Annotated in this window: 19 protein-coding genes and 2 tRNA genes; 19 read left to right on the top strand and 2 right to left on the bottom strand. The window is 63.6% G+C overall.

The annotated features are described in order from the left end of the window. Positions 1–3: 3 nt before the first annotated feature. From hisE to QVN30_RS03440, 3 genes are all read left to right on the top strand, one after another. Positions 4–321 (top strand): phosphoribosyl-ATP diphosphatase, encoded by a 318-nt coding sequence (hisE, locus tag QVN30_RS03450; protein ID WP_066831582.1) that lies wholly within the window; start codon positions 4–6, stop codon positions 319–321. Positions 322–480: 159 nt separating this feature from the next. Continuing rightward, the gene (locus tag QVN30_RS03445; RefSeq protein WP_289820247.1) at positions 481–939 is read left to right on the top strand and encodes a response regulator transcription factor; all 459 of its coding nucleotides are present in this window, start codon (positions 481–483) and stop codon (positions 937–939) included. Between the two features lie 60 nt (positions 940–999). After that, the gene (locus tag QVN30_RS03440) at positions 1,000–1,362 is read left to right on the top strand and encodes an arsenate reductase family protein (protein WP_087201709.1); all 363 of its coding nucleotides are present in this window, start codon (positions 1,000–1,002) and stop codon (positions 1,360–1,362) included. A gap of 436 nt (positions 1,363–1,798) precedes the next feature. Here the strand turns inward: QVN30_RS03440 and QVN30_RS03435 are convergent, their stop codons facing one another. After that, positions 1,799–2,128, bottom strand: coding sequence for a hypothetical protein (locus tag QVN30_RS03435; protein WP_289835483.1), 330 nt, complete (start codon positions 2,126–2,128; stop codon positions 1,799–1,801). A gap of 282 nt (positions 2,129–2,410) precedes the next feature. Here QVN30_RS03435 and larB point away from each other — a divergent pair, with 282 nt between their 5' ends. From larB to QVN30_RS03385, 10 genes are all read left to right on the top strand, one after another. Then, a complete protein-coding gene (larB, locus tag QVN30_RS03430) occupies positions 2,411–3,178 on the top strand; it encodes a nickel pincer cofactor biosynthesis protein LarB (RefSeq protein ID WP_289835482.1) in 768 nt (255 codons plus the stop codon). A 36-nt stretch (positions 3,179–3,214) separates the two neighbouring features. Continuing rightward, positions 3,215–4,627 (top strand): nickel pincer cofactor biosynthesis protein LarC, encoded by a 1,413-nt coding sequence (gene larC, locus QVN30_RS03425; RefSeq protein ID WP_289835481.1) that lies wholly within the window; start codon positions 3,215–3,217, stop codon positions 4,625–4,627. Positions 4,628–5,073: 446 nt separating this feature from the next. Next, entirely contained in the window at positions 5,074–5,448 is a 375-nt protein-coding gene (locus tag QVN30_RS03420) for a hypothetical protein (RefSeq protein WP_289835480.1), read from the top strand. Between the two features lie 314 nt (positions 5,449–5,762). Next, positions 5,763–6,140, top strand: a complete 378-nt coding sequence (locus QVN30_RS03415) for a hypothetical protein (RefSeq protein WP_289835479.1) — start codon at positions 5,763–5,765, stop codon at positions 6,138–6,140. 33 nt (positions 6,141–6,173) lie between these two features. Continuing rightward, positions 6,174–6,728 carry a phosphodiesterase gene (gene yfcE, locus QVN30_RS03410; protein ID WP_289835478.1) on the top strand — a complete coding sequence of 185 codons (555 nt, stop codon included), beginning with the start codon at positions 6,174–6,176 and terminating at the stop codon, positions 6,726–6,728. 30 nt (positions 6,729–6,758) lie between these two features. Continuing rightward, on the top strand, positions 6,759–7,643 hold the full coding sequence (gene mazG / locus QVN30_RS03405) for a nucleoside triphosphate pyrophosphohydrolase (RefSeq protein ID WP_289835529.1): 885 nt from the start codon (positions 6,759–6,761) through the stop codon (positions 7,641–7,643). Positions 7,644–7,763: 120 nt separating this feature from the next. After that, positions 7,764–9,059, top strand: a complete 1,296-nt coding sequence (gene eno, locus QVN30_RS03400; RefSeq protein ID WP_066831609.1) for a phosphopyruvate hydratase — start codon at positions 7,764–7,766, stop codon at positions 9,057–9,059. A 220-nt stretch (positions 9,060–9,279) separates the two neighbouring features. Next, positions 9,280–10,161: a hypothetical protein gene (locus QVN30_RS03395; protein WP_289835477.1), complete on the top strand. Its 882-nt coding sequence runs from the start codon at positions 9,280–9,282 to the stop codon at positions 10,159–10,161. A 9-nt stretch (positions 10,162–10,170) separates the two neighbouring features. Beyond that, a complete protein-coding gene (locus QVN30_RS03390; RefSeq protein WP_289835476.1) occupies positions 10,171–11,136 on the top strand; it encodes a Ppx/GppA phosphatase family protein in 966 nt (321 codons plus the stop codon). Positions 11,137–11,152: 16 nt separating this feature from the next. Then, a tRNA-Leu gene (locus QVN30_RS03385) sits at positions 11,153–11,237 on the top strand. Positions 11,238–11,495: 258 nt separating this feature from the next. Here the strand turns inward: QVN30_RS03385 and QVN30_RS03380 are convergent. Next, entirely contained in the window at positions 11,496–12,140 is a 645-nt protein-coding gene (locus QVN30_RS03380) for a tetratricopeptide repeat protein (protein WP_289835475.1), read from the bottom strand. 165 nt (positions 12,141–12,305) lie between these two features. On the opposite strand from QVN30_RS03380, the gene QVN30_RS03375 reads away from it, so the two are divergent. The 6 genes from QVN30_RS03375 (at position 12,306) to QVN30_RS03350 (ending at position 16,709) form a co-directional block, all read left to right on the top strand. After that, positions 12,306–12,590: a PTS sugar transporter subunit IIB gene (locus QVN30_RS03375; RefSeq protein WP_066831623.1), complete on the top strand. Its 285-nt coding sequence runs from the start codon at positions 12,306–12,308 to the stop codon at positions 12,588–12,590. Positions 12,591–12,626: 36 nt separating this feature from the next. Then, a complete protein-coding gene (locus QVN30_RS03370; protein ID WP_289835474.1) occupies positions 12,627–13,004 on the top strand; it encodes a VOC family protein in 378 nt (125 codons plus the stop codon). 76 nt (positions 13,005–13,080) lie between these two features. Further along, positions 13,081–13,167: transfer RNA gene (locus QVN30_RS03365), tRNA-Leu, on the top strand. 420 nt (positions 13,168–13,587) lie between these two features. Further along, on the top strand, positions 13,588–14,745 hold the full coding sequence (locus QVN30_RS03360) for an Mbeg1-like protein (RefSeq protein WP_289835473.1): 1,158 nt from the start codon (positions 13,588–13,590) through the stop codon (positions 14,743–14,745). Between the two features lie 128 nt (positions 14,746–14,873). Then, on the top strand, positions 14,874–15,572 hold the full coding sequence (locus QVN30_RS03355; RefSeq protein ID WP_289835472.1) for a biosynthetic peptidoglycan transglycosylase: 699 nt from the start codon (positions 14,874–14,876) through the stop codon (positions 15,570–15,572). Positions 15,573–15,731: 159 nt separating this feature from the next. Then, on the top strand, positions 15,732–16,709 hold the full coding sequence (locus tag QVN30_RS03350; RefSeq protein ID WP_289835471.1) for a CorA family divalent cation transporter: 978 nt from the start codon (positions 15,732–15,734) through the stop codon (positions 16,707–16,709). Positions 16,710–16,748: the final 39 nt, after the last annotated feature.

Raw genomic sequence — 16,748 nt, 5'->3', positions numbered from 1 at the left:
ACTATGGGAGTTCGCACCGAGCATGTACAGGACGGCAACATCGGCGAGACGCTGACGGGGCTCGCCGCGGTTATTCACGAGCGCCGTGGCGCGACGCCGGATACGTCCTATACGGCCAAACTGCTGCAGGGCGAGGCCGACAGCTTGCTCAAGAAGCTTGCCGAGGAGGCGAGCGAGGTCATCATGGCGTGCAAGGATAACGATCACGACCACATCCGCTACGAGGCGGGAGATCTCATCTACCATCTGCTCGTCACGCTCGAGCGCTACGGCGTCACGCTCGACGAGCTCGCCGGGGAGCTCGACGCGCGCCACCGCTGAGGCCAAAGGGCGCTCCGGCGCGTGTAGACATTTTTGCACGACACGATTGACCTGCGGAATCGTTGTCAAAAATCAACAGGGTGCATGACAGACGCAGGCGTGTCGAGCGGGAATAATTCGTCTTGAAGGTGGACTGTCTACAAGGTGAGGAGGCCGACGATGTTGCCCAAAGGATTCGAGTGGGTGGTCATAATCGTCGTAGCGCTGATCAACTACGTGCTGCCCATCGTGCTGGTCGCCGTGCTCGTCGTGTTCTTGGTGCGCAGATTCAGCAAGCGCGACGCGGCGCGGGCGAACGTGGTTCCGGAAACGCCGGCAGCCCCTGCCGCACCTGTCGTACCAGCCTCCAACCAGGCGCACTCCGATGCGGCGCCGGCCTCCAGCGACGAGGAGCGCATCCGCATCGATCGCTTGCTCGCCGAGCACAATCTCACCGATCGGGAGCGCGACATCCTGATCGGTGTCTACCGTGGCAAGACCCAGGCACAGCTCGCCGACGAGATGTACCTATCGAGATCGACGGTCGGTACGTATTGCACGCGCGCGTACGAGAAGCTCGGCGTCGCCACAAAAGAGGACGCGCTCGAGCTGTTGAGGAGGACGGCATCGGAAGAGTAGGGCGGATGCTCGTGCTACAATCGCCGCAACGACCCACGCGATCTGAGAGGTGGTTGCCGTATGCCGGTGCTGTTCGTGGAATATCCTAAGTGCTCGACCTGCAAGAAAGCCAAGAAGTGGCTGGATGACCACGCGATCGAGTACGTCGATCGCCATATCGTCGAGGACAATCCGACGGCAGACGAGCTCGCTAGCTGGCGCGAGCGCTCCGGCTTGCCTGTTCGCCGTTTCTTCAACACGAGCGGCATGCGCTACCGCGAGCTCGGCGTCAAGGCCAAGTTGGATGCGGGAATGAGCGACGAGGACGCCTTCGCCCTGCTTGCGACCGACGGCATGCTGGTCAAGCGTCCCATCGTGGTTACGGACGATGCCGTGCTCGTCGGCTTTCGCGAGGCGGAGTGGGAGCAGACGCTGCTGCCATAGGTGCTTCTGACGGCACATTGCGCCCGCGGGCGGTCTTTTGGGAGGACCGCCCGCGGGCGTTTTTGCCTACAGGCGTCGGGTCGCGCTTAGGGAACCGCTGATTTGCATGCCCAGGCGCTCCGTGCCGTTCCGGCCGCTCCCTCTCCTGAGCAAAAGTGGCTAGAAATTTCTATTATGCTGTTGCGGTGTCGCGCGATCGGGCTCAAAACCCGCCGTCGGCACCGCTCCTCCCCCTGCATGGCCCCTATTCGAGGTGTTTGAGGCCATGGCATCCGCATCATAGGCGGCCGATACGGACATTACGGTCAGAACGGGCACCTTCATCCGGGCCGGCCTACAGCAAAATAGAAATTTCTAGCCACTTTCGTCCAGGAGAGGGCGTGGCACCCGGGGCCTTCGGTGCAATGGGCCCCGGGTGCCATCGATTAGAGCTTCACTAGAGCAAGCCCAGGCTCATGAGCTGGTAAATGTAGAGGACCATGAGCGCTGTGTTGGCGACGACGCAGATGAAGCCGAGGATCTTTCCGACGAGCGCAAGCTTGGGATAGGGCGCCTCGCGGCGGGTTGCCGCGCGTCCCAGCAGGATGGCGACGACGCCGACGATGACGCTGAGCAGCCAGCTTACGAAAAGCGCCGAAACCACGCCGATCACGCCGGCTGCAGCGGACGCGATCGACAGCGCGGGGCTCGTGGTGGTCGCGGGCGCGTTCGCGGCGTTGTCCGAGAAGTCGCCGCCCATGAGGGAGCCCTCTCCGGTGCTGCTCATAGGGCGCTGGGGCTTGGTGCCGTTTGTGTCGGCGGAACGGTTAGACGTTGGGGTCGAATGGGGCATGGGCCCTCCCTTCGCTTGAAGTGCTGCCGTGCCGAGATGCGTTCGGTATGCTGAAGGGCAAGGATAGCAGTTTGTCCTTAAGGACATGCGTACCCCCTGTGAATTCGGTTGCTCATACTGTGACTTGGAGCACGCTCCATGTGGTAGCGTCTTGAGGGACATCCGTCGCTCGCGTGCTGAGCGAAGGGGATCATTCGCAATGAAAGGTGGACCGGTATGGACGCAGCCGAATTGACGGCGCTCGCCCGCGCGGTCGCTGCGGGCGACATGACGCCCGAGCAGCTGGTGGAGCGCGCGCGGCTCGACACGGTGACGGATCTGGGATACGCGCAGATCGATACCGAGCGCGGCGTGCGGACCGGGGTATCCGAGGTCATCTACGGAGCGGGGAAGACGGCCGAGCAAATTGCGGGAATCGTCGACGCGATGCGCGCGGCGGGCCAGCAACGCGTGCTGATTACGCGCCTTGATGAAGAGAAGGCCGCGAGGCTCTCTGAGCTCGGCTGCCCATATACCTATCATCGCGATGCGCGAGCGGGCGTGGTGGGAGATCTGCCCGAGCCGGACGGCAACGGCATGATCCTGGTCGTGACCGCGGGGACGTCCGATGTCGGCGTCGCGCAGGAGGCTGCGCTGACGGCGCGCTTTTTGGGAAACGACGTCGAGTGCGTAAACGATGCCGGCGTGGCCGGCATCCATCGCCTGCTATCGCATGGCGAGCAGATCGCCCGGGCTCAGGTGATTATCGCCATCGCCGGCATGGAGGGCGCGCTCCCCAGCGTCGTGGGCGGTCTTGCCGCGTGTCCGGTTATCGCCGTTCCCACGAGCGTGGGCTACGGCGCGAACCTCGGCGGCCTCACCACGCTGCTCGCCATGGTCAACAGCTGCGCGAGCGGAGTGTCCGTCGTGAACATCGACAACGGCTTCGGCGCTGCGTACCAGGCGTCGCTCATCAACCATCTACCCGGTCCGGCAAACGATTGATCTATGCGGGCGCACGCCTGCTTGCGAGGGGGAACCATGGGCAAAACGCTCTATCTTGATTGCACGAACGGCATCAGCGGCGACATGCTCGTCGCGGCGCTGCTCGACGCGGGCGCCAACGAGGCGCGTCTGCGCGACACGCTGGCAACGCTGCCGGTCTCCGGCTTCGACATCCGCGTGAGCCGCGTGAAGAAGGCCGGCATCGACTGCTGCGACTTCGACGTGGTGCTCGACGCGGCGCATGAAAACCACGACCACGATATGGCGTACCTGCACGGGGAGGCGTACGCTGCTCACGAGCACGAGCACGAGCACGAGCACGAGCACGAGCACGAGCACGAGCACGAGCACGAGCACGAGCACGAGCACGAGCACGAGCACGAGCACGAGCACGAGCACGGCTGCGGCCACCATCATGACCACGACCACGGTCACCATCACGACCATGATCACGACCACGGTCACCACCACCACGAGCACCGTGGGCCGGCGGACATCGACCGCATCATCGACGTCGCCCAGCTCGCCCCGCGCGCTCGGGACCTCGCCCATCGCATGGTCGACGTGCTCGCGCACGCCGAGGCCAAGGCGCATGCAGTCCCGCTCGATCAGGTGCATTTCCATGAGGTGGGGGCGGTCGACTCCATCGTCGACATCGTTTCCATCGCAGTGTGCATCGATGACCTCGATGTCGATCGGGTCATCGTGCCCGAGCTCGTCGACGGCCACGGTGCCATCCGCTGCCAGCACGGCATCATTCCTGTTCCCGTTCCCGCGACGCTGAACGTGGTGACGGAGCATGATCTGCCGCTTTCCATCTGCGAGGTGGAGGGCGAGCTGGTCACGCCGACCGGCGCCGCCGCCGTTGCGGCGTTGCGCGCCGAGCGCTGCCTACCCGAGCGGTTCCATGTCAAGCGCGTGGGCCTTGGAGCCGGCAAGCGCACGTATTCGCGGCCGAGCCTGCTGCGCGCCATGATCATCGAGCCGTCGTCCGACGCCCTGCATGATCGCATCGTCAAGCTCGAGTGCGACATCGACGACAGCACGTCCGAGGTGCTCGCCTATGCCGCCGATCAGCTGCGGTCCGCCGGCGCACGCGAGGTCCACTGGATCCCGGTCTTTACCAAGAAGGGGCGCCCCGCCTATCAGCTGCAGGTCATCGCGGCACCTGAAGATGTCGAGCGCATGGAGCGAATCATCTTCCGAGAGACCTCGACGATCGGCGTCCGTCGCAGCGCATGGGATCGAACGGTGCTGCCCCGCACGTTGCAGACGGTTGACACGCCGTGGGGCCCGGCGCGCCTCAAACACGTTGCGCTTCCCGACGGAAGCGACCGGGTCGCCCCCGAGTACGAGGACTGCGCCCGCATCGCTCGCGAGCACGATGTGCCGCTGCAGCAGGTGATGGACGCCGTGCGCGCTGCTCGCCCCGCCAAAGAGATGGGCTGATCGATTCCGTTTTGAACAGGGCTGACCCGCTGTCTGTGTCAAGAAGGGCTCTCGCTCCGTCGCTGCTCGCGATCGCGCGGGAGCCTTTCGCTATGTTTTCGGCTGCGTGGCCAATTTGCCCATCGAACCGGGATTTTCGGCGGTCCGAGGCGGCGTATCACCTGGCAGATGGCGGGATTTGCGGGCCTTGTCGGCCTAGGGGACCCATCTGGCCGCACACGGAACCCAAGTTCGCAATATTTCACGTTATCGTTCAAGCGCATTGCCGTGCCGCTCGCGTCCGCGAGCCCCGGTTCGATGGTCAAATTGACCACGATGGCGAAATCATACCGTTCCGGCGTCGAAAACCATTGCTGCGGGGCGGGCCGAGGCCTTCTGCGCGCCACGTGCCGACGGTACAATGCATCCTGGGTGCGCACGGGGCGGCCCGCGCAAGGGAGGTAGCGATGTCAATCAAGCAGAAGGCGCTCAAGGTTCTCGGTTTTCTGGCGATTGTCGGTGCTGTGGACCTGAGCATCACGGTGCGCGTGCTGTTCACGTCGGCGGAGATCACCTTCGAGCCGCTTCATCTGCTGTCCATCGTGCTCTCGGTCGCGTTCTCGCTCGCCATGGGCATCATGGGCGTTATCGTGTCCAATAAGCCTGCGAAGGTGTCCAAGCTGTTCATCATCACGCTGCTTGCCCTTTGGGCGAACTTCTGCGACGTGTTCCTGTTCGTGCTCAACGGCGACCTGGTCCCTTCTCCGATCATCAACTTCGTCATCGTGATCGCGTTCGCCTACATGGCTCATCAGGTCAAGCGTGAGCCAGGGAACCGCTGACCAATTCATTCCGCGCCGGTCGGCCCCGTGCCGGGCGCCTGCGGGCTCAGGCTGCGTCGGCGCAGCGCAACTGCGCCTTCCTCGCCTTCGCCCGCATCCGCCTCGCCACGGAACCGACCGCCGCGAAAGCAATTGATTAGTGCTTCCCTGGGAACCGCTGGCCAATTCATTCCGCATCGGTCGGCCCCGTGCCGTGCACGCTGCCATCCAGGTTGCGCCGACCGTTTCCGATTCCGCCCGCATTGCGCGTTCGCGCTGGGTATAAACCCTCTCGACAGTACAACGCGGTGTGCGACGTGCGGGAAGGAGCGCGTATGTCATCGAATCAAAAGATGCTCAAGATCATGAGCTTCATCGCGGTGATTGCTGCCATCGCGATGGCAGCTTGGACGGGGATGTCACTTATGTTCGCCAACACGTCACCCGGCCTGCTGCTTGCCATCTGCTCGCTCGTGGCGGCGCTGTTCGATCTGCTGCTCGGCGGGATGGGCATCGGGGTGGCGAACAAGCCCGTCCGAGGGCTGGGCGTCTACTACATCGGATTCACCTGGCTCGCGGTCGTGCTGAACGTGGTGGCGATGGTCATCTACGTGTTCATCGGCGGCTTCGTCGTGCCGTCGATCGTGAACGCGGTGATCATGATCGCGTATCTTTACTACTCGCGCGCCGTGCGCTTCGAGGCGCTTCGGTAGCCTGTTGACGCATCGTTTCCAGAAAGGATATCCATGAAGTTTCTAATCGCTTCCGACATCCACGGCTCGGCATATTGGGCCGAGCGCCTCATGAAGGCGATCGAGGCAGAGGCGCCCGATCGCATCATCTTGCTGGGGGATCTGCTCTACCACGGCCCGCGCAACGACCTGCCGCGCGATTACGCCCCCAAGCGCGTGATCCCCCTGCTGAACGGCCTCGCCGCGACGGGCAGGGTCATCGCCGTGCGCGGCAACTGCGAGGCGGAGGTCGACCAGATGGTCCTCGAGTTCCCCTGCATGGCCGACAGCGCGATCGTGTTCGACACGGACGGCCGTCAGCTGTTCTGCACGCACGGCCACGTGTTCGGCGCGGGCTTCCACAACAGCGTCGACAACCTTCCGCCGCTGCCTGACGGCTCGGCTATCCTGTACGGCCACACGCATGTGAAGGTGAACGAAGAGGTGCCGGGCCACCCGGGCATCTGGGCGTTCAACCCCGGCAGCGTCTCCATCCCCAAGGACGGGACCCACGGCTACGGCATCTATGAGGACGGCGCGTTCCGCCACGTCGTGCTCGAGGAGGAGTAGGACATGCTCGATCGATTCGGTGGCGGCAGGATGCGCAAGCCGGAGGATGCGGCGCCCGCCTCGGCTCCGTTGCAGCCCGAGGCGGCGCCGCGCGACCCGTCGACGCTGTGCGACGCGCGCGACGCGTTTCAAGCGCTGGTGGAGACCATCTGGCGCCTTCGCCAGCCCGACGGCTGCCCATGGGACCGCAAGCAGACCCATGCGAGCATCGCCAAGAACATGATCGAGGAGGCCTACGAGGCCGTCGACTGCATCGAGAGCGAAGACGTGGCCCATCTGCGCGAAGAGCTCGGCGACGTGCTCATGCAGGTCGTGCTCCATGCGCAGATCGCGGCCGATGCCGGCGAGTTCACCATGGCCGACGTGGCGCGCGACATCGACGCCAAGCTCATCCGCCGCCATCCCCATGTGTTCGGAGATCACGAGACGGCGAGCAGCGCCGACGAGGTGCTCGATATCTGGGACTCCGTGAAGCTCAAGGAGAAAGAGGCGCGCGACGCCGACGCCGAGGCGGCAGACGAGCGCCCGGCGGGGCTGCTCGACGGCGTTCCCTCCTCGCTGCCCGCACTCATGCAGGCGCAGAAGGTGTCGCGCAAGGCGGCCGCCGTGGGCTTCGACTGGGACACCACCGCCGAGGTGTGGGAGAAGGTGGTCGAGGAGGGCAAGGAGTTCGACCGCGAGAAGCCCGGCACCCCTGAGCGCGAGATGGAGTTCGGCGACATCCTGTTCGCCCTCGTGAACGTGGCGCGCAAAGAGGGCATCGACGCCGAGAGCGCGCTGCGCGCCAGCACGGCCAAGTTCCGCCGTCGCTGGGAGGCCATGGAGCATGTCGCCTACGAGCGGGGCGTGCAGCTCGAAGGGCTCTCGACCGCAGAGCTCAACGATCTGTGGGACGACGTCAAGCACGCGATGTAGAGGCCGTGTTTCGGAAATTCACATGATTCTGGCCAGGAAAAACGGGCATACTGTATAAAGTTTGCTTCGGATAACCTTTTCCGGGCAAGAGATGTTTGGCTCACAGCGAAAGGACGCAACATGAGCGAAATTCTGGATGTCTACGGTCGCGAAGTGCTCGATTCCCGCGGTAACCCCACCGTTGAGGTCGAGGTGGTGCTCGAGGACGGATCGTTTGGCCGCGCCATGGTGCCCTCCGGCGCCTCGACGGGCGCCTTCGAGGCCGTCGAGCTGCGCGACGGCGATAAGGACCGCTACATGGGCAAGGGTGTCACCAAGGCCGTCGACCATGTGAACAAGGAGCTTGCCGACGCGGCAATCGGTATGGATGCGTTTGATCAGCGCGCTCTCGACGCCGCGCTGATCGAGGCGGACGGCACCTCCAACAAGGGCAATCTCGGCGCGAACGCCATCCTCGGCGTCTCGCTGGCGGTTGCTCGCGCGGCGGCGCAGTCCACAGGCCTCGAGCTCTACCAGTACCTGGGCGGCGTGAACGGGCACCTGCTGCCGACTCCCATGATGAACATCCTGAACGGCGGTGTGCATGCCGACAACAACGTCGACTTCCAGGAATTCATGATCATGCCGGTCGGCGCCCCCACGTTTACCGAGGGCCTGCGTTGGTGCGCCGAGGTGTACCACACGCTCAAGAGCGTCCTCAAGGAGTCCGGCCACAGCACCGGCGTGGGCGACGAGGGCGGTTTCGCCCCCGATCTGGCCAACAACGAGGAGCCCCTGCAGTACATCGTCAAGGCCATCGAGGCCGCCGGGTACAAGCCGGGCGATGACTTCATGATCGCGATGGATCCCGCCACGACCGAGTGCTACGACGCCGAGCGCGGCGTGTACGTCCTGGCGGGCGAGGGCCGCGAGCTCACGACCGACGAGATGATCGACTACTGGGCCCAGCTCGTGGAGAAGTACCCCATCATCTCCATCGAGGACGGCCTCGCAGAGGAGGACTGGGACGGCTGGGTCAAGCTCACGCAGCGTATCGGCGACAAGGTCCAGCTGGTGGGCGACGACCTGTTCGTCACCAACACCGAGCGCCTCAAGAAGGGCATCGAGATGGGCGCCGCCAACGCCATCCTGGTCAAGGTGAACCAGATCGGCTCGCTGACCGAGTCCCTCGAGGCGATCGAGATGGCCAAGAAGGCAGGTTATGCGTGCATCGTGTCCCATCGTTCCGGCGAGACCGAGGATTCTACCATCGCCGATCTGGCCGTGGCGACCAACGCCGGCCAGATCAAGACGGGCGCTCCGTGCCGTTCCGACCGTATCGCCAAGTACAACCAGCTCATCCGCATCGAGGACGAGCTGTATACGAGCGCGCAGTACGCCGGCAGGGACGCGTTCTACAACATCAAGAAGCGTTAGGAAGACGCTTGAGGGCGGCATAGCCGCGTGCGCGTCGCGCGATGAACGGGGCGGCGTCGGGCAGGGGAGCCCGGCGCCGTCTCTTGCGTTCTGTTCGCGTCGTCCTTTCCGGGCGGATTCTGCGAGCGGTTGAAAGCCCAATCCCTGCACAACTGAAACGGGGGCGCGTGGTATAACTAGAGCACTCGCGCACACGCACTTCAACCACACAAGGCGCTCTATGAACGATTACCGCAACAATCCTGTGTCTCTTGCGTCGACCCGCCAGCGGGCCGTGTCACCCGATCGAGCCGTCTTTGCGGACCCCTCCCCGCGCGGCAGGGTGGCGCTCGCCGGCTCGTCATCTGGCCCGCGCATGTCGCAGGGGGCCGAAGAGGGAGCCCGTCGCGTCTACACGCATCGCATGCAGCAGGCCGACCGGCCGCGCTCCGGATCATCGGGACGAGGTGTCCCGGGTGGCCAGGGGGCGGATAGACGCCGTGCGCAGGCTGTAGACGAGCGCGGGGAGAGCGGATCTTCCAAGCGGTCCACGAACTTCATGAAGTACGCTGCGGACAGCAGGGCGGTTCAGGCCGTCCACACGGTGACGTCCGGCTCGCTCAGGCCCATCTTCATCGCCGTGGTCGCCGTGGCCGTGGCGGTCGGCCTGTATTTTCCCATTCGCGATTACTACACGGCATGGCGCACGGGCGAGATATTGAGCCAGCAGGTCGCGCTGCGCGACTCGTACAACGAGGGGCTGCAGGAAAACGTCGACCGCTATCTGTCCCAGGAAGGTATCGAGGAAGCTGCCCGCTCCGAGCTGGGCATGGTGCTGCCCGGCGAGACGCGCATCGAGCTGACCGGCACCGACGGCAGCACGGATCAGGGCGGCGACTCGTCCGATGCCGATGCCGCGACCGGCGACGGCGCCGATCAGGATTCCTCGGACGGAGAGTCGACAGGCGATGCGTCCCAGGATGTGCCCTCCACGTCCGCCGAGGCGGAGAAGGCGGAGGCCGCTGTTGCCGAGCAGGCGCCGTGGTACATCGAGATGCTCGATACGATATTCTTCTATGAGGGCGTCGAGGGACAGACGGTCACCTCGGCAGGCGGAGAATAGGGGGCTTCCATGCGCGTTGCGGCAGTTGATCTCGGTACCGTTTCTTCTCGATTGCTGCTGGCGCATGTTGAGGACGGCCGTATCGTCGAATCGACGAAGCTCACGCAGATCACGGATTTGGGGCAGGGGGTCGACGCGACCGGGTGCCTGAGCGATGCCGCCATGCAGCGCGTGATCGATGCGTGCTCCGGGTTCGTGCGCGAGATCGGCGCGTTTGCGCCCGATGCCGTCTGCACGACGCTGACGAGCGCCGCGCGCGATGCGCAAAACGGCGACGTCCTCATCGAGGGCCTTCGCGGTCTGGGCCTGCATCCTCAGGTGATTCCCGGGGAGATCGAGGCGCGCCTGACGTTTTACGGCGTGGCGCATGATTTTCCCGAGCGCCGAATCGCGGTTGCCGACTCCGGTGGCGGTTCTACCGAGCTCGCCGTGGGAAGCTATGTGCCGGGACGTCCGCTTGAACTCGAGCGGGTGCAATCGCTCAACATCGGATGCCGTCGCATCACCGATCGGTTCTTGGCGGGCGACCCTCCTGCGTCCTCCCAGCTCGAAGAAGCGAGCGCATGGGCGGCCCAGCAGTTCTCCTCGTATTGGGACGAGGTCGGCGAGCGGCCCGACTGCCTTGTTGCCGTCGGCGGAACGGTGACGACGCTCGTGGCGATGGCGCATGAGCTCGCGGTGTACGATTCGGCGTTCGTGCACCTCCATGAGCTGACGACGGCGGACGTCGATGCATGCGTCGACCTGATGCGCGTGCGCACGGTTGATGAGATTGCCCAGCTGCCGGGCATCCAACCCAAGCGTGCTCCGGTGATGCTGGGCGGCGCTCTCATCATCCGCGAGGTGCTGCGAGCGGGAGGCTATCGATCGCTGACGGTCAGCGAGAACAGCCTGCTGGTGGGTATGGCGACGACGGTGGCAGAGGTTTTGTCGGGCGAAGTTCCCGCAATCGGCTGGACGCCTGAGCTGTCGTGATACACTCTTCCCTTACGGGGGCGTGGCGGAATTGGCATACGCAGGAGACTTAAAATCTTCGGCCGAAAGGATTGTGGGTTCGAGTCCCACCGCCCCTACCAGCACTTTACTGAATGTATACAATCTCGTTCTGGTTTGGTTTGGCTAAAGGTACCTAACTAATTGCCAGAAGACATGACTTCCTGAATCGAGCGCGAGGGCGGCGCAGCCGCCCGGAGCCGCGGACGCCGCAGGCGGACGCGAGTCCCACCGCCCCTATCGGCACGAACAGGTTTTCTGCATGAAAACAAAAAGGCTGCGGCGAGAACATGGGACCGCCGCAGCCTCGATAGGGCTTATGAACCACGTATGGTGATAGGCTACTTCGATTCGGCATCTCCGCCCATGGCCTCGCGCATCGCACGCGAGGAGCGGTTGAGGTACTCGTTGCGCTTCGCCATGTCGCCGCGGTTCTGGTATTGCAGCGCGAGCAGGTACTCCAGGCGGCCGCGCGCCGGGCCGGACATCTTGTCCAGGGCGCGTTCCATCTGGTCGATGTAGTTGCTCTTCTTGAGAATAGCGATGTCGTACATCATGCGGCAATCCTCTTTGGCGCTGCTGTACTTGGCGTCTTCGAGCTGATCGATCTCGTCGAGCATGGCCTTTGCCTTCTTGGCCTTGTTGAGGCTGATGTAGATGTTGAACGCCTTGACGACGAGGTCGGCGCGCTGCTCGGAGCTGGTCTTGCGCGACAGCAGATCGTCGAGGACGGTGTTCGCCGCCTTGTAATCACCCTTCATCATGTACGCGTTGAGCTTGAAGTAGGTGCGGTTGTAGTCCGGATAGACCAGGCGGGTCATCGGCGAATCGATGCGCTTGAAGAACTCATCGAACTTGCCCTGCTCGATCAGCCCCTCGAGCTTGGCGAACAGGGTGCGCTTGTTGATGGAGATGAACAGCGTGATGATGGCCAAAACGACGAACATCACGATGGTGACAATCGTAAAGATCTGCAACGGGTCCATAGGGTCCTCCAGAGATTGCGCGCCGGCCGTGCGGGCCCGTCGCGGTGAAGTGCAGAGGGTATTATCCCGCAAACCGATGCACGGTGTACAGTGGGAGAAGTTCTCCAGGTGCCGCCCGTCTTGTTGCGTACCATGGGCTTTGAACGTGAGCGATAGGGAGGGCGCATGAAGAAAATCGTCGTAGCGTGCGGTACGGGAATCGTGACATCGGCCATCGTCGCGGGATATATCGGTGACCTGCTTGACGCCCATGGGTACGCAGGCCACTACGAAATCGTGCGCTGTTCCATGGCAGAGGCCCCCGATCAGTGCGAAAACGCGGACGTTTTGGTTGCAACGACCATTGCCCCCAAGGGTATAACCTGTGACTATATCAGTGGCGTTCCCGTGCTGACCGGCAAGGGCCGCGCCGACACCGAGAAGCAGATTCTGGACCTCATGGGCGCGTAGCGCCTTTGGCGTGCGGAGCGAGGAGAGGAGCAAACCATGGCAGAGGTAAACGAGAACCCGGTAGAGCTGTTTGACATGTACGTCGCCCACGTGGGCATCAACGCGACGGATCCCGATGACGCGAAGGGCATCTCCAGCGAGTTCGGCAGGCTCATGGGCTTCACGGAGTACGACACCCCCGTGTCCCTGTTTGCCGATACGCTGGTCGAGGTCATGAAGCAGAACGGTCGCGGCACCAAGGGACACATCGGTTTCCATGTGAACGATATGCCGGCGGCCGAGAAGTGGTTTTCCGATCGCGGGTTCGAGCTGAATGAGGATTCGCGTGCGCTCAACCCGGACGGCTCGACGCGCCTGGTGTACTTCAAGCAGGAAATCGGCGGTTTTGCCATTCATCTGACGTCCGATAAGTAGGGCCGTTCGCGCGGGGCAAGAGATTTCTAAAAAACCTCTTGCACTCGGCGTGAGTTTTGCTAAGATAAAACGGCACGCGGGCGTGGCGGAATTGGCAGACGCGTATGGTTCAGGTCCATATGGGGGCAACCCCATGAAGGTTCAAGTCCTTTCGCCCGCACCACTGAATGTTAAGGGTTCCAGAAATGGAGCCCTTTTTTCGTTCGGGCCCCTTTCAGGGACTTGAACCTGGGAAGGCGCGGAGCGGAGCCAACAGCGCGAGCCGTTGGCCGCGGAGCGCGCAAGGCGCCGAAGGCGCCGCAGCGATTGCGTCGCGCACGCGACGCGCAAGTCCTTTCGCCCGCACCATTGATTGTTGATGGGTTGTTTGGGGACGGGTTCGTTTCAACCCATGGATTCGAACAAGGCGCAGGATCGCAGGGTGAACGGTCGTGTCGTTTCGGCCGCGATGGGTTGAAACGAACCCGTCCCCAAACAACCCATCGGACAGGCCTCTCTCGGCACGCGAAAGCAATGGATCGGTGGTTCCCCAGCTTCCCGATCGGGGTACAAGGCGGGTAATGCGAGTCTGTGGGGGAGAGGTATGCCTACACTGTTCGACTATCTGGAAACGGAGCAAGCGACCTTCGACGAAAAGCCGTTCGGACCGCTCGATTCTGCAGTGCTTTCCCAGCTGAGCATGGTCGATTTCGGTGACGTCGTGGCTCCTCCACCGACTCCCTCGAGCGGTGTCCTTCGCCGTTTGACGTCCGTGCTGCTGCCCGCCGCATCGCCGGTGCGGCTCGGCGATGCGGCCCATGTGGCGGATCGCGATGATAAGGTCACGGGCCTTGTCCCCGAAGACATCAGGCGCTGTCTTGTTGTCGGGGGTACCAGCCGCCGCTTCGGCGGGCTTGAGCTGCGCTATTACCGCAGCGTGTTCGATGAATCCTTCCACACGCAGTTTGCTGCGTGCACGTTCGTGTGGCGCGATGCGTTTGCCTATGTCGGCTTTCGGGGGACCGATGTCTCGTTTACCGGTTGGCGCGAGAACCTCGACATGGCGTATCGGCCCCAGGTCGCCGCGCAGAATCTCGCGAGGGCATATCTGGAGGAAGTGGCGCCCTACCTTCCGCGTCGCCTGCATATCGGCGGCCACTCAAAAGGAGGTAATCTTGCGCTGTATGCGGCGCTGACCTGCTCGGATGCAACGAGAAGGCGTATCGAGCGCGTCTGGAGCCACGATGCTCCAGGGTTCAAATCCGGGGTGTTCTCGGAGGTTGACTACGCCTTGCTCGAAGGGCGCGTCCATCGGACGGTGCCGCAGGATTCCATCATCGGGATGCTGCTGGATTGCCCTGTTGAGCCGCACGTTGTTTCCAGTACCGCTGTCGGCATTGACCAGCACAGCATCTTCTCGTGGGAAATCGACGGAGATGATTTTGCCTATCGCGACTCGCTGAGCGATATGTCCTGTGCGCTTCGCGATATTTCGGCTGAATGGCTCGCCCACGTGGGCGAGGCACGGGCGGCGCGCATCGTCGATGCGATATGGGCCGCCGTTGAGGCGAGCGGTGCCAAGGACATTCGTGACGTGCTGGCGAGCGGCCCGCAATGGCTTCACCAGCTGATCGAAGCCTCGCGCAACCTCGGTCAGGAATCGAGCGATGTAATTCGCGACGCGCTCGGCGATCTGTTCAACGTTGTCGTGAGGCGCATCGGTCGCGATGCGATCTCATCGCTCGCATGGATGTGGGAGTAGCTGAGCTTCACGCGCGGCCATGAGCGGCGCACGCGCGGCGCAACATTGCAAAACTGTTAGCGAACTCCAAGAGCATCTTCACGGGCCGCGGGCTCTTTTTGGGGACAATACCGGCAAGGAGGTGCTCTATGAAGATGCTGGCGCGTATCGTGAAGCGGCTGCTTGTCGTCGTGGTGGTTGCGGCGGTCGCCCTGTGCGCGTTCGTGACGTGGCGCGGATACGGGATGTATCGCGATGCCCTGGCGGAGCGGGGCATCGAGCAGGCGGTCGAGCGGCTGCGCGCCCAAGATGGATACACCGGCATCGATGAGCTGCCCCAGCGCTACCTCGACGCCGTGGTCGCCGTCGAGGATCACCGGTTTTACGACCACGGCGGCATCGATGTGATCGCTATCGGGCGTGCCGTCGTCAACGATATCCGCACCATGAGTCTCGCAGAGGGCGGGAGCACCATCACGCAGCAGGTCGCTAAGAATCTGTTCTTCACGCAGGAGAAGCGCTTCGAGCGCAAGGTGGCGGAGGTGTTCATGGCGTTCGACCTCGAGGCGATGTTCGACAAGCGCGAGATCCTGGAGCTCTACGTGAACTCCTCCTATTTTGGCGAAGGGTACACCGGAATCGGGCAGGCATCATGGGGCTATCTGGGGCACGCGCCCGCAGAGATGACCGATGAGGAGTGCGCCCTTATGGCGGGGCTGCCGAACGCTCCGAGCTGGTTTGCGGCCGACCCCGAGGCCGCGCAGGCCCGTCAGCGCATCGTGGTGCAGCAGATGGAGAAATACGGGTACGACCCCGGTACCGCCGCGGCGCTGCTGAGCGCGGGGTGACGGGTCGGATTGTCTGCAGCCTCTCGCTTGTTTCCTTGTTCGGTCGGCGCGACCCGGCATGGGGGCGTCGCGTTGAAGGCCCCCCCGCGCTCTTGTGCCGCTTTCGTGGGTACAACAGCGTTGATAGGGCGCGGCGCATCATGCAGGGAGGCGAGCGGTATGCGGGTCTGGCATATCGAGGATGGGCGCTTGGTCGAAGGAAGCGCATCCGATGGCACGGGGAGCCGTGGGCGCATAGAGGCGCTCGACGAGCGAGAGCTCGATATGGAGGGTGCCGGCCATGTCCTGCGCGAGGCGGTCGCGCAGGTGCCTCACGCCTATGTGCCGTTTATCGAGTTCGCTCCCGGCATGGCGGCAGGCGTGATCGCGCTGCCGGCAGGCGCCTCGAACGGTGCGCCTCCGGTGAACGTGGGCGTCGTTCTCGAGCCGGCCCGCCTGCGCCTGATCGGGCAGATGGAGGCCTGCAGCGAGGCCCTGACGTTTCTCGTGCGGGAGCGCGTGCCGATGGCGGGGGCCGCGGGCGCGCTGTGCGGCGTCATGCGCTACGCCGTGCGCGATCATCCCGTGCTCCTGTCCGCGGTTCGCCGGGATTTCGAGGTGCTGGAAGAACGGCTGCTCGAGGGGCACCGCCGTGTCGATCGCGGCAAGATGATGGCGGATGCACGCCGCCTCATGGGGTTCGACGCACTGTACCAGGGAATGTCCGATATCGCGTCCGAGCTGTCCGAGGGCTCAGACGAGCTGGTCGCGCAAGGCGATCGGCTGCGGTTTCATTCGCTCGCGCGAATGCTCGATCGTCTGTCCACGCGGCTTGAGTCGCTTCAGGATTACAGCCTGCAGCTCAACGGCCTCTATCAGGAGGAGATCGACATACGCCAGAACAGCGTGATGCAATGGCTGACCGTTATCGCCACGATCTTCATGCCGCTGACGTTCATCACGGGCTGGTACGGCATGAACTTTCCGACGATGGCCATGCTGCAGGAGCCGTGGGGCTATCCGCTGGTGGTCGCCGTGTGCTTGGTGATCGCCGTGGCGGAGATCGTGTGCTTCCATCGGCGCGGGTGGCTCCACTTCGGCGGGCGCCGTCGCCCGCATCCGTCTCGCCATGGCTCCGCCCGTCGCAAAACCAAGTGATCAACGGTTCCCGGAAACGCGCGCACGGCGCTCCCGGAC

This window comes from Collinsella ihumii (assembly GCF_030385545.1).
GTDB classification, from domain to species: Bacteria; Actinomycetota; Coriobacteriia; order Coriobacteriales; family Coriobacteriaceae; genus Collinsella; species Collinsella ihumii.
The sequence above is the reverse complement of the archived record's forward strand: the minus strand, read 5'-3'. Positions and strand labels throughout refer to the sequence as shown.

What these genes read in the sequence shown, in the direction of transcription:
- QVN30_RS03370 (WP_289835474.1), top strand. Translation starts at nt 12,627, where the DNA reads ATGGCAGAGGTAAACGAGAACCCGGTAGAGCTGTTTGACATGTACGTC.
- QVN30_RS03415 (WP_289835479.1), top strand. Translation starts at nt 5,763, where the DNA reads ATGTCATCGAATCAAAAGATGCTCAAGATCATGAGCTTCATCGCGGTG.
- QVN30_RS03435 (WP_289835483.1), bottom strand. Translation starts at nt 2,128, where the DNA reads ATGAGCAGCACCGGAGAGGGCTCCCTCATGGGCGGCGACTTCTCGGAC.
- QVN30_RS03390 (WP_289835476.1), top strand. Translation starts at nt 10,171, where the DNA reads ATGCGCGTTGCGGCAGTTGATCTCGGTACCGTTTCTTCTCGATTGCTG.
- QVN30_RS03355 (WP_289835472.1), top strand. Translation starts at nt 14,874, where the DNA reads ATGAAGATGCTGGCGCGTATCGTGAAGCGGCTGCTTGTCGTCGTGGTG.
- QVN30_RS03420 (WP_289835480.1), top strand. Translation starts at nt 5,074, where the DNA reads ATGTCAATCAAGCAGAAGGCGCTCAAGGTTCTCGGTTTTCTGGCGATT.
- QVN30_RS03445 (WP_289820247.1), top strand. Translation starts at nt 481, where the DNA reads ATGTTGCCCAAAGGATTCGAGTGGGTGGTCATAATCGTCGTAGCGCTG.
- QVN30_RS03360 (WP_289835473.1), top strand. Translation starts at nt 13,588, where the DNA reads ATGCCTACACTGTTCGACTATCTGGAAACGGAGCAAGCGACCTTCGAC.
- yfcE (WP_289835478.1), top strand. Translation starts at nt 6,174, where the DNA reads ATGAAGTTTCTAATCGCTTCCGACATCCACGGCTCGGCATATTGGGCC.
- QVN30_RS03375 (WP_066831623.1), top strand. Translation starts at nt 12,306, where the DNA reads ATGAAGAAAATCGTCGTAGCGTGCGGTACGGGAATCGTGACATCGGCC.
- QVN30_RS03380 (WP_289835475.1), bottom strand. Translation starts at nt 12,140, where the DNA reads ATGGACCCGTTGCAGATCTTTACGATTGTCACCATCGTGATGTTCGTC.
- QVN30_RS03440 (WP_087201709.1), top strand. Translation starts at nt 1,000, where the DNA reads ATGCCGGTGCTGTTCGTGGAATATCCTAAGTGCTCGACCTGCAAGAAA.
- larC (WP_289835481.1), top strand. Translation starts at nt 3,215, where the DNA reads ATGGGCAAAACGCTCTATCTTGATTGCACGAACGGCATCAGCGGCGAC.
- hisE (WP_066831582.1), top strand. Translation starts at nt 4, where the DNA reads ATGGGAGTTCGCACCGAGCATGTACAGGACGGCAACATCGGCGAGACG.
- QVN30_RS03350 (WP_289835471.1), top strand. Translation starts at nt 15,732, where the DNA reads ATGCGGGTCTGGCATATCGAGGATGGGCGCTTGGTCGAAGGAAGCGCA.
- QVN30_RS03395 (WP_289835477.1), top strand. Translation starts at nt 9,280, where the DNA reads ATGAACGATTACCGCAACAATCCTGTGTCTCTTGCGTCGACCCGCCAG.
- larB (WP_289835482.1), top strand. Translation starts at nt 2,411, where the DNA reads ATGGACGCAGCCGAATTGACGGCGCTCGCCCGCGCGGTCGCTGCGGGC.
- eno (WP_066831609.1), top strand. Translation starts at nt 7,764, where the DNA reads ATGAGCGAAATTCTGGATGTCTACGGTCGCGAAGTGCTCGATTCCCGC.
- mazG (WP_289835529.1), top strand. Translation starts at nt 6,759, where the DNA reads ATGCGCAAGCCGGAGGATGCGGCGCCCGCCTCGGCTCCGTTGCAGCCC.